The sequence below is a fragment of the Kitasatospora sp. NPDC004240 genome, assembly GCF_053603215.1.
In genome coordinates this window covers 49,166-63,825 of record NZ_JBSGFD010000010.1, presented here as the reverse complement: position 1 = coordinate 63,825, position 14,660 = coordinate 49,166, and the positions used below count along the sequence as shown (strand labels likewise).

The following is a 14,660-nucleotide window of genomic DNA, read 5'->3' as shown; positions in this document are numbered from 1 at the left end:
GGGGCGACAGCGCGCCCCCATCCACCGGAACCACCCGGATCGCGCAACCCCCGTTCGAGCATGATCCTTTGCACTGTGCTGGGGTCGTGAAGCGGGCCTGGCCGACCTGCCCGGCGAACGTGCGCCGAGCAGTGGCACGCCCCCCGTGTGCCGCATCCCGCACCCCGTCCACGCACCGCACCCGTGGAGGAAAGGGGGTGGCGCGTCGATGCCCGACAGGAGCACCCGATCACTCGGGAGCGATGGGGCGATCGGCCACGTGCGACCACTCGGCCACCGCCGCCACCCGGGTACACCGGAGCGGACAGCCCGACGGAGTGGAAGAGCCCGGCAGAGTCACCGAAGAGCTCGACTGGGCCGGAGAGGCTCGGGGCTCGGCGGGGACCGAGCAGGGCCGCCGGGCATGCACAGCAGGCGCCGCCGGGTGGCACCAGAGCCGCCGGGCCCTCCTGTCGGGGCGGCGGGACACCGTGGACGCTGCTCCTCTCCTCGCCGCTGCAGCCGCTGGTCCGGCTCGCGGCGACCCGCCGGCCGAGCGTCCTCGTCTGCCACGGCGCCGAGGATCCCCAGACCGTCGCCCGCCGGATGGCCCGGCTGACCAGGATCGCCCGCCCGGCCCCGATCGCCCAGGCCGCCGCCGAAGGCCGGCCACTGCCGCCGCACGGTCTGCTGATGACCTTCGAGGACCGGTGACCGGACCGTCCTCACCCAGGACCTACCGTGCTCGCCAGGCTCCGCATCGCGGAGCGGCGTTCGTGGTCACCGACCTCATCGGCGGCGACCGGCCTTCTGGTGGTCCGAGGCCTCGAACCTCGCCGAGCACGGCAACACGGCCCGCGGCCTCACCGGCTGCGCCCCAACCGCCGGGGCCCGGCGCGTGATCGCCCGAACGCCCTGCCCGCGCGCCGTCCTCCCGCCGACGCGGGGTCGCTCGACTCCCGCCAGTTCCGCTCCAACCTGCGCGCCGTTACGACCGTAAGCCGGCCGACGGGGCCTTCCATTGGGTGGACCTGGTCGGCGGGCTGTCGGTGCTCACCGACCGGGCCGATCTGCTGGACGCCACACTGCGGCTGCACGGGCTCCGCCGTACCGAGCACGGCTGGCCGACCGGCCACCTTCGACGAACACCGCTCGGCCCTGCACCCGCACCCACATGTGCGGGAACGCGCTGACGGTTCGGGCACCGGCGGGGGGCGGCCTTCCTGGTCGCCGAGCACGCCGATGAGGTGATCGGCGTGCTGTACGGCTTCCGATGGAGCGACGGCTTCGCCTATTGCCACATCGGCCGGGATCCGAAGTGGGCGTTGTTGCGGCTCGGCAGCGCGGTGATCGCCGGGGCGGTCCGGGACCGCGCCGACCAGGGCCTGCGCACCTTCGACTTCCCGCGCGGCACCGAGCCGTACAGGCTGGTCCCGCGAGGGGTCTCGGGTGCGCTGCTCGGGCTCACGTACCGCACCAAGGCAACGCGGTCCGGGCCCGGCCCCGTGGTCATCGCCGGTGGCGGAGCCAGTCGGCGAAGGCGTCCAGGGCCGGCTGCGGGTCGCGGCGGCCGATGCCGATGCGGAAGCGGTCGGCGGGGGTGGGGGTCAGCTCCGAGCGGTAGATGCTGGCGGGCAGCAGGAGCACTCCGGCCTCCTCCACCAGCCTGGTGCAGAACTCCTCCACTCCCTCGGGGCCCAGGTAACGGGGGTAGGCGACGCAACCGCCGTCCGGCGCGTGCCAGTCGAAGAGGTCCTCGAAGTCGGCGAAGAACCGGTCGAAGACCGGCCGGTTGGCGTCGATGATCGCCCGATTGCGGGCGAGGATCGGTTCGCGTGCCTTGATCGCGATGCGGGCCAGGACCTCGCTGGGCGCCGAGTTGCAGATGGTCGTGTAGTGCTTGGCCCGCTCCAGCCGCGAGCGCAGTTCACCGTCCCGGCAGGCGATCCAGCCGATCCGCAGACCGGGCAGGCCGAGTGCCTTGGAGGTGACGTTGAGCGAGAGGGCGCGCTCGGAGAGGTCGGCGGCCTGCGGCAGCACGCGCGCCGGGTCGCGCTCCAGGCCGCGGTAGACCTCGTCGCTGAACAGGTGGATGCCGCGTTCGTCGCAGAGCCGGGCGAGCTCGGTGAAGTCGGCGGCGTCGATCACCTTGCCGGTGGGGTTGTTGGGGAAGTTGACCGACACCACCCGGGTGTTGGGGCGCAGCGCGGCGGTGAGCCGGTCCAGGTCGAGCGCCCAGCCCTCATCCGGGTCGAGCGCCACACCGGTGACCTCGCAGAGCGAGAGCGGGATGGTCTCGGCGGACTGGTAGTTGGGGGTGATCACCACCGCGTGGTCCTCGGGGCCGAGCAGCACCTGCATGGCCAGGTTCAGCGCCTCCTGCGCCCCTCCGAAGCAGATCACGTCGTCCGCGCCGGCCCGCTCGTACATCCCGGCGATGGCCTCGCGCAGCCCCGGGTCGCCGAAGGTCTCGGTGTAGCCGAGGGTGAGCCCCTCCCAGGCCGCAAGGTCCTCCGGGTCGGCCAGTGCGAGGAGTTCGGCCATCGACATGGTCTGCGCGTCGGAGGCGGTCAGGTGGTGGCGCGCGGTGAACTCCCAGCGGGAGAAATACGTTTCCAGCCGGAAGTCGGGGAGCTTGGTCATGACTCGTTCCTCTGTTGTGCCTTGAGTTCCGCGAGCAGGGTGTAGACGGTGGAGCGCGAGATCCGCAGCGCCCCGGCGACGACCGGGATCGCGCGGCGGACCGCGAACACCCCGGCCCGGTCGAGCTCGCCCAGGACGGCCAGCCGGTCGTCGCGACCGAGCCGCTCGAGCGGGCGGCCGTGGTCGCGGACGTATCGTCCGACGGTCTCGTTGACCCGCTCGGTCCAGTCCTGTTCGAAGAGCGGTTCGGGACGCGGCGCGGTGGGTGCGGCGAAGCCGGCCAGCAGGGCGGCGGCGTTCTCCAGCGGGGTCCGGTCGAAGTTGACGCAGAGCACCGCCGAGGGCGTGCCGTCCGGCCCGCGCAGCACCGCGCTGACCGAGGAGAGCCGGCGCCCGTCCGGCAGCAGCTTCTCGTACGGCCCGTACACATCGGGTGCCGAGGGCCCGAGCTCGTCGAGCTCGCCCAGCAGTGACGGGTCACCGGGGGCGCGGCGGCCCATCGGGTTCCACACGGCGAGGACCACGTCCCGTTCCGCGTCGTGCAGCACCACCTCGGCGTACGGGCCGAGGAGGAGCGCCACGGCCTGGCACACGGGTGTCCAGGCCGTGACGCGTGGGTCCGGGGGGTCTGTGGTTCCAGCCATACTCGGACTGTACGTCCATGTCGGACGTTTCGTCCAGAACCAGAGGTGGGGCCGTGCGTCAGGGAGTGCAGGCCCCCGCCCGCGAACCGTTCTCCCCGCTGCCCGCCCCGGCCGCCGACGGCTCCGGCGCGGTCCCGCTCGCCGGAGGTCGCACCCCGTTCTGGGTCCAGGCGACCAGGGCGTCGAAGGCGGCGTTGAAGCAGGGCTGCATCGGCCGGACCAGCTGCGGGGCCACGGCGGCCAGGCCGTCCGTGTGAGTGCCGCCGGGTATCCGGTAGTAGCGGTGCAGGGCGTCGCGGCCGGCACCGGAGACCATCGCGTCGTAGACGTCCCCGGTGCGGGTGATCGGCAGCAGCACGTCGAGAGTGCCCTGGACGGTGATCAGCGGACGGGCGATCCGCCCGGTGAGCGAGACCCGTCCGACCGCCTCGTGCACGCTCGCCGGCCGGGTGGCGTAGTCGTAGTCGGTGTCGCAGCCGGCGCCCGTACCCTCCCGGCAGAAGGGCGTACCGGCCTGGGTGGCACCGTCGTACTCCGGGTCGAGCTCTTCCCGTACGACCCGCTGGAGCGCGTCCCACTGCGTCCGGTAGTGGACGTCCCAGAGCGGTTCGGAGCCCTCCGGGTAGCCGGCCGCGTGCATCGCCTCCCGGGCGCCGGGCTCGCCCGCCAGGTAGCGCGGGTAGGCGCGGAGCGCCGGCGGCAGGTTGGTCAGGAGGTTCGGCGCGTCCCGGGTGAACAGCAGGCCGTTCCAGTCCAGCCCGCCGGAGTAGAGCTGCGGGTAGCGCTCCAGCTGCCAGCGCACCAGGTAGCCGGCCGCCGACAGCCCGGCCGCGTAGGTGTGCGCGGGCGGGCGGCCGTAGTGCCGCGCGGTCACCGCCTTGGCGGCGACGGTCAACTGGGCGACCCTGCGGTGCCACTCCAGGATCGCGTCGCCGGGTCGGTCGCCGTCCTGGTACAGCTGCGGGCCCGTGTTGCCCTTGTCGGTGGCCGCGTAGGCGAAGCCCTTGGCGAGCACCTGGTCGCTGATGATCTGGTCGTTGGCGTACTGGCGCCGGGTCCCCGGCGGTCCGGCGACGACCAGACCGCCGTTCCACTTCTCGGGCAGCCGGATGACGAACTGGCTGTCGTGGTTCCAGCCGTGGTTGGTGTTGGTGGCGGAGGTGTCCGGGAAGTACCCGTCGAGCTGGATGCCGGGCACGCCCGAGGGGTTGGTCGTCCCGGGTGCCTGGAGCCCGGCCCAGTCCGCCGGGTTGGTGTGGCCGGTGACGGTGGTGCCCGCGGTGGTCAGGTCGTCCAGACAGGACCCCGTCAGGCGCTCCGCCCCGAACACCCGCAGCCTCTCGGCCCGGCAGCCCTTGTCGGCCGCGGCGGCGGTGCCGGCGGCCGGCACGAGGGCGGCCGCGAGCAGGGTCGGCACGAGTGCGGCGAGGATGCCGTGCCGTCGATGTCGTCGCAACATGGGCGCTCCCTGTGATCGGTTCTCGGTGGTGCCGCCGACGCTAGGCGCTCCGACGGGACTCCCACGAGTGCCGATCGGCCAGTCTTCTTCTCAACCGATCCCTGCCGTTCGGCACATGACCTGCGGCCAGACTTCCGCCTAGCCTCGTTCCGACGGACCGGCGGGACCGGTCCGGTCGGTATCGTGCGGCTCCTGCGGAGCGCGGAAGGGAGGAGGACGGATGAAGCCGTCGACACGGGGAACGTCCGGCCCGGACACGGCCGGAGTGGCCACCGTCAGGCCCGTGCCGTGGGTGCCACCGGTGCTGTACTCGGCCGTGCTCGCCGGAGGCCTCTACCACGCGGCAGTGACGGAGGGCCCGGCCCATCCCCTCCGGATCGCGGGGTTCACGGGCGGCCTGGTGCTGCTGCTCCTCCTCGAGGTCCTGGAGCGGGGGCGGGGCTTCGGGCATCCCGCGGTCCTGCTCGGCGCCCGGGCCGCGCTGTTCTCGGCCGTAGCGGCCCTGGACGGCTCCGGCGTCTCACGGGCGCTGTTCGTGCTGGTGCCGTTCAGCGCCTACTTCGCCTTCGGGCAGCGGGTCGCCCTGGTCACCGGCGGGGGCTGCCTGGCGCTGCTGCTCACCGGGTACGCACTGTGGGTGCCGGGCTGGTGGCTCCGGGCCGACTACGTGTCCGACCTGGTGATGTTCGCGCTCGGGCTGGCGCTCGCCCTGTCGATGGCAGCCGTCGCGGTCGGGGAGCAGCAGGGACGGGCCCGGCTGGAGGAGGCCCTGGCGGAGCTGGAGCAGTACGCTGCGCGCGTCGCGGAGCTGTCCACGGCGGAGGAGCGCAACCGGGTCGCCCGGGAGATCCACGACAGTCTCGGCCACCACCTCACCGCCGTCGCCGTGCAGTTGGAGAAGGCCGAGGCCTTCCGGGAGCTCGACCCACCGGCCTCGGCCCGCGCGGTGTCGGACGCCCGCTGGTCCGCCGGTCGCGCCCTGACGGAGGTGCGGGAGTCGGTGAGCGCGTTGCGGGACGACCGCCCGTTCTCCCTCTCCCGGTCGCTCACCGAGCTGGTCCGCCATCTCGGGGACGACCGGCTGACGGTGGCCCTCGACCTCACCGGCGACGAACGGCTCTACGACGCGACGGCGCTCACGGCCCTCTACCGGGCGGCGCAGGAGGCCCTCACCAATGCCAGGCGGCACGGCGGTGCCACACGCATACAGGTGACGGTCGACTGCGACGACGACGAGGCGCGCCTGGTCGTGACCGACAACGGGGCGGGTATGACCGGCCCACCGACGACGAAGGGGAACGGGATCCGGGGCATGCGTGAACGGGTCGAACTGCTCGGAGGCCGGGTGAACGTCGAGGGCCCGCCGGGCACCGGGGTGACCGTCGCCGTGGCGCTCCCCCGTCGGCTGCCCGCCATCGCCGGAACGGCCGTCCGATGAACGCCGCCCTGCTGAACGGGACCGCCGGCGAAGGACCCGCCGACGCGACCGGAGCGATCGGGGCGACCCGACCAACCGGACCGGCCGGCCCTGCCGGCGGCGAACGGGCCGTCCGCGTCCTGGTCGTGGACGACCAGGAACTGGTCCGGGAGGGCATCGCGTCCCTCCTCGGAATCCAGCCGGGCATCGTGGTGGTCGGCACGGCCGCCGACGGGTCGGAGGCAGTCGCGGCCGCCGTCGCCCACCGGCCGGACGTCGCCCTGGTGGACGTCCGGATGCCCGGGATGGACGGCATCGACACCGCCAGGACCCTCGCCGACCGGGTACCCGGCTGCCGGGTCGTCATGTTGACCACCTTCGACGACCGGGAGTACGTCACCGGCGCCATCAGGGCGGGTGCCGCCGGATACCTGCTCAAGAACCTCCCGTCCGCCGAACTCGCCCGGGCGGTCCGGCTCGTGCACGCGGGTGTGGCCCAGCTCGACGCCGGCGTCCTCACCCGCCTGGCAGCGGAGGTGACCACCACGCCCCCGGAAGCACCGACCACCGTAGGACCGCTCATACCGGCCCCACCGGCCCCACCCGCCCCGACCTCGCCACCGACACCGGCGGCCGGCCCATCCGGCCTCTCCGACCGCGAGACCGCGGTGCTCCGGCTGATCGCCACCGGAGCGACCAACCGCGAGATCGCCGGCCGCCTCCATCTCAGCGAGGGCACCGTAAAGAACCACATATCCCGCATCCTCACCCGCCTGCACCTCCGTGACCGCACCCAGGCCGCTCTCTACGCCCGCGATCACGGCGTGCTCTGACCGGCGCACCACCCGGCCCCGCCCGGTGCCGGGGCGGCCGCCCCAGCACCGGCCGCAGGTTCCCACCGGCACGGCCGGGCTCCACCGGCACGGGCACACCCGCTACCGGTCCCGACGCAACGGGCCCGCCGTCACGGTCGTCGTGACAACGGGCCCCGCGCGGGCGGGTCCGCCGGAGCGGACCCGCCGTCACTCATCCGCAGCTGATCAGCAGCGGTGTACTGGCCGAGCAGGTACGGGCCGCCTGGTCGTTGGCCGCGACGGGGTCGGCCGGGGTACCGGCGGTCCGACCGGCGGTGACCGTGAAGTTCCGGACGAGGTTCAACAACCCGACGTGCAGTGAGAAGTGCCGGGTGGTGGAGGCGCCGGAGGCCAGCGGGGTACCGAGGGTGCAGGTCACCTTGCCCACCGCCAGGGAGCAGTCCGAGCTGGAGGCCCGCAGGCCGGACGGGAGGCCGGCGGCGACGGTGGCCGCCGTGACCGGGTCCGGGCCGTTGTTGGTCAGCGTCACCGTGTAGTCGACGCGGCCGGAGAGGAGGCCGGGGACCGGCGTCGCGGTGAGCGCCACGGCGAGGTCGGCGCTCGGCGCGGTGTAGGTGAAGCGGGCGGCCGGGTTCACTCCCGAGGTGCCGCCGGGCGTGGTGACCCGCACGTCGACGGCACCGGCCGTTCCGGAGGCCGGCGCGGTCGCGGTGCAACTCGTGGCCGTGCAGGAGACGTTGGTCGCGTTGCCGGCCGCACCGAACGACACGGCGGTGGCACCGTTCAGGTCGGTACCGGTGATGGTGACCACCGAGCCGCCGGCCTGCGGGCCGGAGGCGGGGCTGATGCCGGTGACCGCGGGCACCGGCAGCGGGAAGCCCAGCACGGTCACCGTGTCACCGGTGAAGTCGGCCAGGTAGCCGCGGCGGCCGTCCGCCGTGAGCGCCAGGGTGAACGGGCTCGCGCCGACCGGGACGGTGGCGGCGACGCCGCGGTCCGCGGTGTCGATCACGCTCACCGAGTTGTCCGTGTAGTTGGCGGCGTAGGCGCGCCGCCCGTCCGGGGAGAGGGTGATGGCGAACGGGTTGGACCCGACGGTCACCGTGGCGGTGACGGCGTTGGCGGCGGTGTCGAGCACGCTGACCGTGTTGTCGTCGCCGTTGGCCGTCCACAGTCGGGTGCCGTCCGGGCTGAGCGCCAGGCCGAAGACGCCGTGTCCGACCGGGACGGTCGCGGTGACGGTGTTGTTCGCGGTGTCGATGACGTTCACCGCTTTGGCGCCCGAGGCGGCGACGTAGACGTGCCGGCCGTCCCGGGCGACCACGACGCCGTGGGGCTCGGCACCGACCGGGACGGTCGCGGTGACGGTGTTGCTGGCGGTGTCCAGCACGCTGACCGTGCCGGCCCCGGCGTTGCTGACATAGGCGTGGGCGCCGTCGGGCGCCACGGCGACCCCGAAGGGCTCGGTCCCGACCGGGACGGTGGCGGCGACCGTGCCGGTGGCGGTGTCGAGCACGCTGACGGTGTGGTCGAGGTGGTGCGTCAGATAGGCGTGCCGGCCGTCGGGGGCGAACGCCACGGCGTAGGAACCGCTGCCCACCGTGAAGGTACCGGCCACCGCGTCGGTGGCGGTGTTCAGCACGGTGACCGCGCCGCTGCTCTGACTGGTCACGTACGCCCGGGTGCCGTCCGGTGAGACGGCGACGCCCGCGGGGTACGGCGCCACCGGAACGGTGGCCGTGACCACGGGCGGCGGCGTGGCCGCCGAGGCCGCACCGGGGGTGGCCAGTAACGCGGTCGTGACGGTACCGCAGGCGACCAGGGCCGCCAGGGCCCGGGATGGACGCAGTCTCACAGGGTTCTCCAGCTTCACGGGGGACTTGGACCGGCCCGGGGGTCGCACACGTACCGTGTCGCCACCCTGGCCGCACGAAGCGTAGGGACGCCGATGACGAACCATCAGGAGTTGACGGAGATTGTCGCGAAGTATTCAGAACCTGACCACCAGTCCATGCACATCTCGACACAAGGTACCCCCACAGGGTATGCAAAGATCAATGCGTGGCCGACGGCGAATCCCGAGCGGGCCGCGCCTCCACCCAGCGCGTTTGGCCGGCTTCGGGGAGGTCCTGGCCCGGGGCGTCACCGTCGTCGTGCTCCGCGTGGAGCCGCCGGACGCCCGGATGGCCCGGCTCTGCCTCGAACGCGGCGTCCACCTGGTGGACGTCGGCGGGGGCGGGAGCTGTCACCTCGCGGCCTTCGCCATCCCGGAGGCCGACCGCTCCGCCCGGGACGCGCTGCGCGAGGCGCTGGTCCACCTCGGGGGCGCAGGCGCGCAGGGCGGGGTCTACATGTGCGCCAACGTGTGGGATCCGTACGTCGAGGCGGAGGCCGAACGTCTCGGAGTGTGCGAGCGCGTCACCCTGCCGACCACCACCGACCTGCGGATCGGCGCGCGAGGACGACCCGCTCGCCCTCGCGCGCCGCCTCTGGCCGCTGGACGCGCTCGCCGACGGCCACCGCCGGCCGGCCGAACCGGCCGGTGCGCGACTCGCCCGGCTCAATGCCGTCGTCCCCCCGGACCGGGCCGAACGCCTGGCCATCACAGTGGAGTTGGCCGCCGCGTTCACCCGGGCCGTGACCACGGACCCGCTGCTGCCCCCTGAGCTCCTGCCCCACCCCTGGCCGGGCACCGAGGCCCGCCGGATCCCCGGACGCCCGGAACCGAAGGCCCGCGGACGCCCGGAACCGGAACCACGAACGAGGCGCGGCGGGTCAGGCGAGGCGGGTCAGGCGAGGCGGGTCAGGCGAGGCGGGTCAGGCAGTGATCCAGTCTGTCACCGGGATGACCGGGATGACGCCGGGGCGGTGAACGGTGCCCTCCGCCGTAGACGGTGTTCTTGGTGGTGTCGGTGGGCAGGCAATGGGCGCTGTCGCCGGTGGAGTGGACCGCGTCGAACTCTCCGCGCAGCGCCACGGGGACGTTGAGGTCGCGGATCTCGTGCCAGGTACCGTCGTTGCCCTTGCGGGTGATCCCGGCGATGAGGTTCTCGGCCTTGCCGTACTGGTTCTGCGCGAGCAGCCCAGACCGCCCCGGTCACCTCAGCCGTCCGGCGAGGCCGCCGTCCCCCGGCTCCGGCGGAACTCGCCCGGGGTGCAGCCGTACCGTTGCCGGAACCGCCGGGTCAGGTGCGGGTGGTCGGTGAACCCGGCCGCCGCGGCCACCTCGGCGAGCGGCAGCCGGGTACGGCGGACCAGGTGACCCGCCACGTCGAGACGCACGGCGGTCAGCTCGGCCTGGAACGTCGTCCCGGCCCGGGTGAAGGCGCGTTGCAGGGTGCGCGGTGCGACGCCGAGGCCGGCGGCGGTCGCCGCGAGCCGCCAGGTGGCCGCCGGGTCCAGTGCGATCCGGCGCCGCACCTCGGCGACCAGGGTCCGTCCGGGGTCGGCGGGCGGCGGGTCCGGCGGTTCCTCCCAGCGCAGCCGCCAGCCCCGTATGGCCGCGGGTGCGGGGCGCTGCCAGGCCGCGGCCGGGGGCAGCTCCCGCCCGTCCGGATCGAGCAGCACGACCGAGGCCTCGCGGCCGGTGATCGCGGCCACCCCGGCCGCGTGCACGGCGCAGACGAACACCGTCTCGGGGAGCTCCGGTTCCCGCCCGAGGTAGGTGCCGTGGCTGACCGTCAGCACGCCGGGGCGCAGCACGGTCCGGGTGCGGTGGCCGGCGTAGAGCCAGGGTTCGACGAGCCGGGCGCGGGCGAAGGCCTCGGCGAGGTCGGTACCGGTGAGGAGGGAGCGCAGCAGCGGGTCTCGCGGCCGCTCGAAGAGCCGTCGACCGGCGTCCCGTACGGCCGCCCAGCCCCGGCCGTGGAGCGCGGTGAGCAGTTCCCGGTGCAGCAGTTCGGGGACCGGTTCGCCGACGGCCAGGCGATCGCGCACCTGCGCGGCGGCGGCGCACGGGCTCACGGCGATGGCGCACCGGTCGGCCGGACCCCCGTCGAGTGCGCCGAGGACCGCCGCGGCCAGCTCGGGGTGCACCGTGCGGCCCATCTCCCGGGCGGCGGGTCGTCCGGCGGCGGGCCGTCCCGTGCCCGGAGTCACCGCGCGCCCCGCGCCCGGAGGCATCGCACATCCGTGCTCGGAATCATGGCGCGATCGTACAAGTGGTCCCCGGTGGCCCGGTGCATCGTCTGCGACATGAACGTGAACGGAAAACGTGTCCTGGTCACCGGCGGTACCAGTGGAGTGGGCCTGGCACTGGCCGGAGTGCTGACCGAGGCCGGCGCCCGGGTGGCCGTCTGCGGACGCCGGGCGACGGGCAGCACCGGCGACGGTCCGGCCGTCGTACGCCTCACCGCCGACCTGGCCGTGCCCGGGGAGGCCGCCCGCGTGGTCAGGGAGGCCGTCGAACGGCTCGGCGGTCTGGACGTGGTGGTCGCCAACGCGGGCGTCCAGCAACCGGGCGACCTCACCCGGGGGCCGGAGCCGGAGGTACTGGCCCGCGCCGGGCAGGAGATCGCGGTCAACCTCACCTCGGTCGTCGAACTCGCCGCCGCCTGCTGGCCCCACATCGCCGCGGGCGGTCCCGCCTCGCCGGCCTCCTTCGTGGCGGTCACCTCGGGCCTGGCGTACGCGCCCAAGCGCACCGCGCCCGTGTACTGCGCCACCAAGGCCGCCGTGCACACCCTGTTGCAGTCGCTGCGCTACCAGTCGCAGGCGGACACCCCGTGGGTGCGGGTGCAGGAGGTGGTGCTGCCGCTGGTCGACACCCCGATGACGGCCGGACGGGAGGGCGCCGCCCGCAAGATCCCGGCCGGGCAGGCGGCCGCCGCGATCCTGCGCGGGATCGAACGGGGCCGCCCGGTCATCCCGGTCGGCGCGGCCCGGGCCCTGCTCGCGATCCTGCGGGTCCACCCGCCGACGGCCTACCGCATCCTGCGCGACGGCTGACGCATCCTCACCCCGCCGCACCGGCACCGGGAGGCGGCATCCGGAACGCCCGCCGAGCCCGTCAGGCCACGGGTCCGCCCAGCGCGGCCCGGGCCAACCGGATGACGGCCGGAATGGCCACCCGCAGATCGGCCTCGGCCGCCACCGGGGAGGCCGAAGGGTCCGTCACCACGGAAGCCTTTCCGTCCACCGCCTCGGAAGCCGAAGGGTCGGCCTCATCGGAAGCCGTACCGTCCGCCGCTGCCCCGGAATCCGAACCGGCCGCCTCCGCCTCACCCGCCAGCGCGTCGAAGGTCTCGAAGCCGGTGAGCACGAACAGCAGGGCCGCCGCGTCCGGCGGGGCGTCCGGGAGGCGGCCGATGAGCACCCGGGCGCCGTGGCGGCGGCGGGCGTCGCGCTCCGCGATGACCCGGCCGACCTCCTCGTCCAACGCGGCCAGCGCGCGCACCCGGCGGGTGCAGGCCCGGTCGACCGCCCAGAACTCGCCGATCACCTCGACGAACCGGTCCACCGCCTGCCAGGGGTCGGCGGAGCCGAACGCCTCGGCGAGCCGTTCCATCCGGCCCTGGGCGGCCAGGGCGTCGCACACCGCCTCCAGCAGGCCGGTCTTCGAGCCGAACTGGTAGTAGACGGTGGCGCGGGCGACGTCCGCGCGGCGGGCCACCGCGTCCAGCGAGAGCGTGCCCGTTTCGGTCAGCTGGCCGCGGGCGGCCTCGACGATCCGCGCGCGCGTCTCGTCGACGTCCGCCTGTCGCTGTCCCATCCGGTAGCCCCGGGGGCTCATGGCGCTCGCCTCCACTGGTCGTCCGACGGCTCGTCCCGCCGCGGTGTGCCGCTCGCACATCGCGCGAACAGGCAGTATCCCCGATCCGGGCCACCCGGCGGGGTCGAGCGGCCGGACAAGGCACGGCACACGGGCGCGGGGCGCAGGACGCGGCCGCACCGGACACGGCTCAGAGGATGACCCGCCCCCCGCTGACGTCCAGCGTCTGGCCGGTGATCCACGAGGACGCGCCGGAGGCCAGGAACAGCGTGGCGGCCGCGATGTCCTCCGGTTCGCCCAACCGGCCGAGCGGGTGACCGGCGGCCACCGCCCGCTGGACCTCCGGCGGCATGTGGGCGGCGGTCCGTTCGGTGCGGACCGCGCCCGGCGCGAGCGCGTTCACCCGGACCCCCTGCCCGGCCACCTCCAGGGCGAGGTGCCGGGTGTACATCAGCACTCCGGCCTTGGCGGCGGCGTACGCGGCGGAGGAACCGCTCGGCAGCCGGCCCGCGGTGGACGCCATGGTGATCACCGAACCACCGCCCCGCGCCAGCAGTCCGGGCAGGAAGGCCCGGACCGTGAGGAACGTCGCGGTGAGGTTGCCCCGCAGGACGCCGGTCCAGTGGTCCTCGGTCTCGTCGACGGTCGGCACCGGCGCACCGCCCCCGCCCGCGAACGCCGCCACCACGTCGACCGGACCGAGGTCCTCCTCGATCGCCCGGGCCGCGCGGGTGAGCCGGGCGGCCTCGGTGCAGTCGGCGGCCACCGCGAGCGCCTTGCCGCCGAGTGCGCGCAGTTCACCGGCGACGGCGGCCAGCGCCGACTCGTCCCGCCCCACCACGGCGACCGCCGCGCCCTGCCGGGCGAAGGCCCGGGCGGTCTCCGCGCCGATGCCCCGGCTGCCGCCGGTGATCACCACGACCTTCCCGGCCAGGTCGGGGTACCAGGCTCCCCCGCCGGCCCCCGCGCCCACCGCGCCGCCCAGACTTCCCGGGCTTCCCGGGCTTCCCGGTCCGCTCAGGCCGTTCGGACCGCTCAGGCCGCCGCCCGTGACCTGCGGGCCACTCGCCCCACCCGTGCCAACCGCCGCCCGCGCGTTGTCCGTTGCCATGTCCGTTCGCTCCCTCGGCCGAGCCGTGCTTGACTGGTGTCAATTCAGTCATACAGGCTGTATGAATAAATCGGCAAGCGCGGCGGCACCGCATTCGAGCCGCGTACCGACCCGGGAGGAATCACCATGAAGATCGCCGTGATCGGCGCCGCCGGACGCACCGGCCGACTGGTCGTCGAACTGGCCCTGGCCGCCGGGCACACCGTGACGACGGTGGTCCGCAACCCCGCCCGACTCCCGCGATTCGAGCACGGGACGCCGCTCGCCGTAACGGCCGATGTCCACCGGCCCGGCAGCCTGCTGGAGCCGCTGGCCGGTCAGGACGCGGCCGTCTCGACGCTCGGCACCGCCGACCGCGGCCCCACCACCGTGTTCTCCGACGGCGCGCGGCAGTTGACGGCTGCCGCCCGGGAAGGCGGGGTGGGGCATCTGGTGGTGATGTCCTCGGCGGGCCTGGAGGGCGACCATCTCCCCTTCGCCCAGCGGATGGTGACGCGACTGGTGGTCGACCGTATCTACCGGGAGGTCCACCGCGACCTGGGCCTGATGGAGGCGGTGCTGGCCGACTCCGACACCAACTGGACCGTCGTCCGCGCGCCGATGCTCAAGGACGGACCGGCCTCCGCCGAACCCCGGGTCTCGTACGGGCTGCCGCTCGCCCGCGCCGGCACGGCCACCCGGGCCACCATCGCGTCCTGGATCGTCCGCCACCTCGGCGCCCCGGAGACCTTCCGCCGCCGGGTCACCATCGCCGACCGCTGACCGCCGAGCACCGACCACCGACCACCGACCACCGACCACCGACCACCGACCACCAGATCATCGACCACCAGACCATCGACGACCCGGCCGGAGACCAGGCGATCAGGCCATCAGGTAAGG

General features: G+C 74.2%; 11 protein-coding genes and 4 pseudogenes. 7 read left to right on the top strand and 8 right to left on the bottom strand.

Annotation, left to right across the window (positions count from 1 at the left end):
- Window positions 1–1,226: 1,226 nt before the first annotated feature.
- A pseudogene (locus ACWEQL_RS04980) lies at window positions 1,227–1,343 on the top strand (hypothetical protein); the annotation flags it as partial.
- A 145-nt stretch (window positions 1,344–1,488) separates the two neighbouring features.
- Here the strand turns inward: ACWEQL_RS04980 and ACWEQL_RS04975 are convergent.
- The 3 genes from ACWEQL_RS04975 to ACWEQL_RS04965 are packed head-to-tail and all read right to left on the bottom strand — an operon-like array spanning window position 1,489 to window position 4,725.
- Window positions 1,489–2,622, bottom strand: coding sequence for an aminotransferase class I/II-fold pyridoxal phosphate-dependent enzyme (locus ACWEQL_RS04975; RefSeq protein WP_452148752.1), 1,134 nt, complete (start codon window positions 2,620–2,622; stop codon window positions 1,489–1,491).
- Window positions 2,619–3,266 (bottom strand): helix-turn-helix transcriptional regulator, encoded by a 648-nt coding sequence (locus tag ACWEQL_RS04970; RefSeq protein ID WP_452148751.1) that lies wholly within the window; start codon window positions 3,264–3,266, stop codon window positions 2,619–2,621. The genes ACWEQL_RS04975 and ACWEQL_RS04970 overlap by 4 nt, the downstream gene beginning before the upstream one ends.
- A gap of 58 nt (window positions 3,267–3,324) precedes the next feature.
- Entirely contained in the window at window positions 3,325–4,725 is a 1,401-nt protein-coding gene (locus ACWEQL_RS04965) for a tannase/feruloyl esterase family alpha/beta hydrolase (protein WP_452148750.1), read from the bottom strand.
- A 220-nt stretch (window positions 4,726–4,945) separates the two neighbouring features.
- Between ACWEQL_RS04965 and ACWEQL_RS04960 the strand changes: the two genes are divergently transcribed.
- Together ACWEQL_RS04960 and ACWEQL_RS04955 are read left to right on the top strand one after the other, a co-directional pair.
- Window positions 4,946–6,163 carry a sensor histidine kinase gene (locus tag ACWEQL_RS04960; RefSeq protein WP_452148749.1) on the top strand — a complete coding sequence of 406 codons (1,218 nt, stop codon included), beginning with the start codon at window positions 4,946–4,948 and terminating at the stop codon, window positions 6,161–6,163.
- Window positions 6,160–6,975 (top strand): response regulator, encoded by an 816-nt coding sequence (locus tag ACWEQL_RS04955; protein WP_452148748.1) that lies wholly within the window; start codon window positions 6,160–6,162, stop codon window positions 6,973–6,975. Before ACWEQL_RS04960 ends, ACWEQL_RS04955 begins: the two co-directional genes overlap by 4 nt.
- Before the next feature lie 193 nt (window positions 6,976–7,168).
- Here the strand turns inward: ACWEQL_RS04955 and ACWEQL_RS04950 are convergent, their stop codons facing one another.
- A complete protein-coding gene (locus ACWEQL_RS04950) occupies window positions 7,169–8,812 on the bottom strand; it encodes a cytochrome D1 domain-containing protein (RefSeq protein ID WP_452148747.1) in 1,644 nt (547 codons plus the stop codon).
- Window positions 8,813–9,002: 190 nt separating this feature from the next.
- On the opposite strand from ACWEQL_RS04950, the pseudogene ACWEQL_RS04945 reads away from it, so the two are divergent.
- A pseudogene (locus tag ACWEQL_RS04945) lies at window positions 9,003–9,383 on the top strand (hypothetical protein); the annotation flags it as partial.
- Window positions 9,328–9,654, top strand: a pseudogene (locus ACWEQL_RS04940) (PaaX family transcriptional regulator C-terminal domain-containing protein); the annotation flags it as partial. The pseudogenes ACWEQL_RS04945 and ACWEQL_RS04940, both read left to right, overlap by 56 nt.
- 190 nt (window positions 9,655–9,844) lie before the next feature.
- Here the strand turns inward: ACWEQL_RS04940 and ACWEQL_RS04935 are convergent.
- A pseudogene (locus tag ACWEQL_RS04935) lies at window positions 9,845–10,039 on the bottom strand (factor-independent urate hydroxylase); the annotation flags it as partial.
- A gap of 20 nt (window positions 10,040–10,059) precedes the next feature.
- Window positions 10,060–11,055: a helix-turn-helix domain-containing protein gene (locus ACWEQL_RS04930; protein ID WP_452148746.1), complete on the bottom strand. Its 996-nt coding sequence runs from the start codon at window positions 11,053–11,055 to the stop codon at window positions 10,060–10,062.
- A gap of 96 nt (window positions 11,056–11,151) precedes the next feature.
- On the opposite strand from ACWEQL_RS04930, the gene ACWEQL_RS04925 reads away from it, so the two are divergent.
- Entirely contained in the window at window positions 11,152–11,904 is a 753-nt protein-coding gene (locus tag ACWEQL_RS04925) for an SDR family NAD(P)-dependent oxidoreductase (protein ID WP_452148745.1), read from the top strand.
- 61 nt (window positions 11,905–11,965) lie between these two features.
- Here the strand turns inward: ACWEQL_RS04925 and ACWEQL_RS04920 are convergent, their stop codons facing one another.
- Complete coding sequence (locus ACWEQL_RS04920; RefSeq protein ID WP_452148744.1) at window positions 11,966–12,688, bottom strand: TetR/AcrR family transcriptional regulator; 723 nt, start codon at window positions 12,686–12,688, stop codon at window positions 11,966–11,968.
- A gap of 169 nt (window positions 12,689–12,857) precedes the next feature.
- Entirely contained in the window at window positions 12,858–13,778 is a 921-nt protein-coding gene (locus ACWEQL_RS04915) for an SDR family NAD(P)-dependent oxidoreductase (RefSeq protein WP_452148743.1), read from the bottom strand.
- A gap of 126 nt (window positions 13,779–13,904) precedes the next feature.
- Between ACWEQL_RS04915 and ACWEQL_RS04910 the strand changes: the two genes are divergently transcribed.
- On the top strand, window positions 13,905–14,540 hold the full coding sequence (locus ACWEQL_RS04910; protein ID WP_452148742.1) for an NAD(P)-dependent oxidoreductase: 636 nt from the start codon (window positions 13,905–13,907) through the stop codon (window positions 14,538–14,540).
- The last annotated feature ends 120 nt before the right edge of the window (window positions 14,541–14,660 follow it).

Bases quoted from the DNA above. Each gene is read 5' to 3' on its own strand.
- ACWEQL_RS04975 (WP_452148752.1), bottom strand. From the start codon at position 2,622: ATGACCAAGCTCCCCGACTTCCGGCTGGAAACGTATTTCTCCCGCTGG.
- ACWEQL_RS04970 (WP_452148751.1), bottom strand. From the start codon at position 3,266: ATGGCTGGAACCACAGACCCCCCGGACCCACGCGTCACGGCCTGGACA.
- ACWEQL_RS04965 (WP_452148750.1), bottom strand. From the start codon at position 4,725: ATGTTGCGACGACATCGACGGCACGGCATCCTCGCCGCACTCGTGCCG.
- ACWEQL_RS04960 (WP_452148749.1), top strand. From the start codon at position 4,946: ATGAAGCCGTCGACACGGGGAACGTCCGGCCCGGACACGGCCGGAGTG.
- ACWEQL_RS04955 (WP_452148748.1), top strand. From the start codon at position 6,160: ATGAACGCCGCCCTGCTGAACGGGACCGCCGGCGAAGGACCCGCCGAC.
- ACWEQL_RS04925 (WP_452148745.1), top strand. From the start codon at position 11,152: ATGAACGTGAACGGAAAACGTGTCCTGGTCACCGGCGGTACCAGTGGA.
- ACWEQL_RS04920 (WP_452148744.1), bottom strand. From the start codon at position 12,688: ATGAGCCCCCGGGGCTACCGGATGGGACAGCGACAGGCGGACGTCGAC.
- ACWEQL_RS04915 (WP_452148743.1), bottom strand. From the start codon at position 13,778: ATGGCAACGGACAACGCGCGGGCGGCGGTTGGCACGGGTGGGGCGAGT.
- ACWEQL_RS04910 (WP_452148742.1), top strand. From the start codon at position 13,905: ATGAAGATCGCCGTGATCGGCGCCGCCGGACGCACCGGCCGACTGGTC.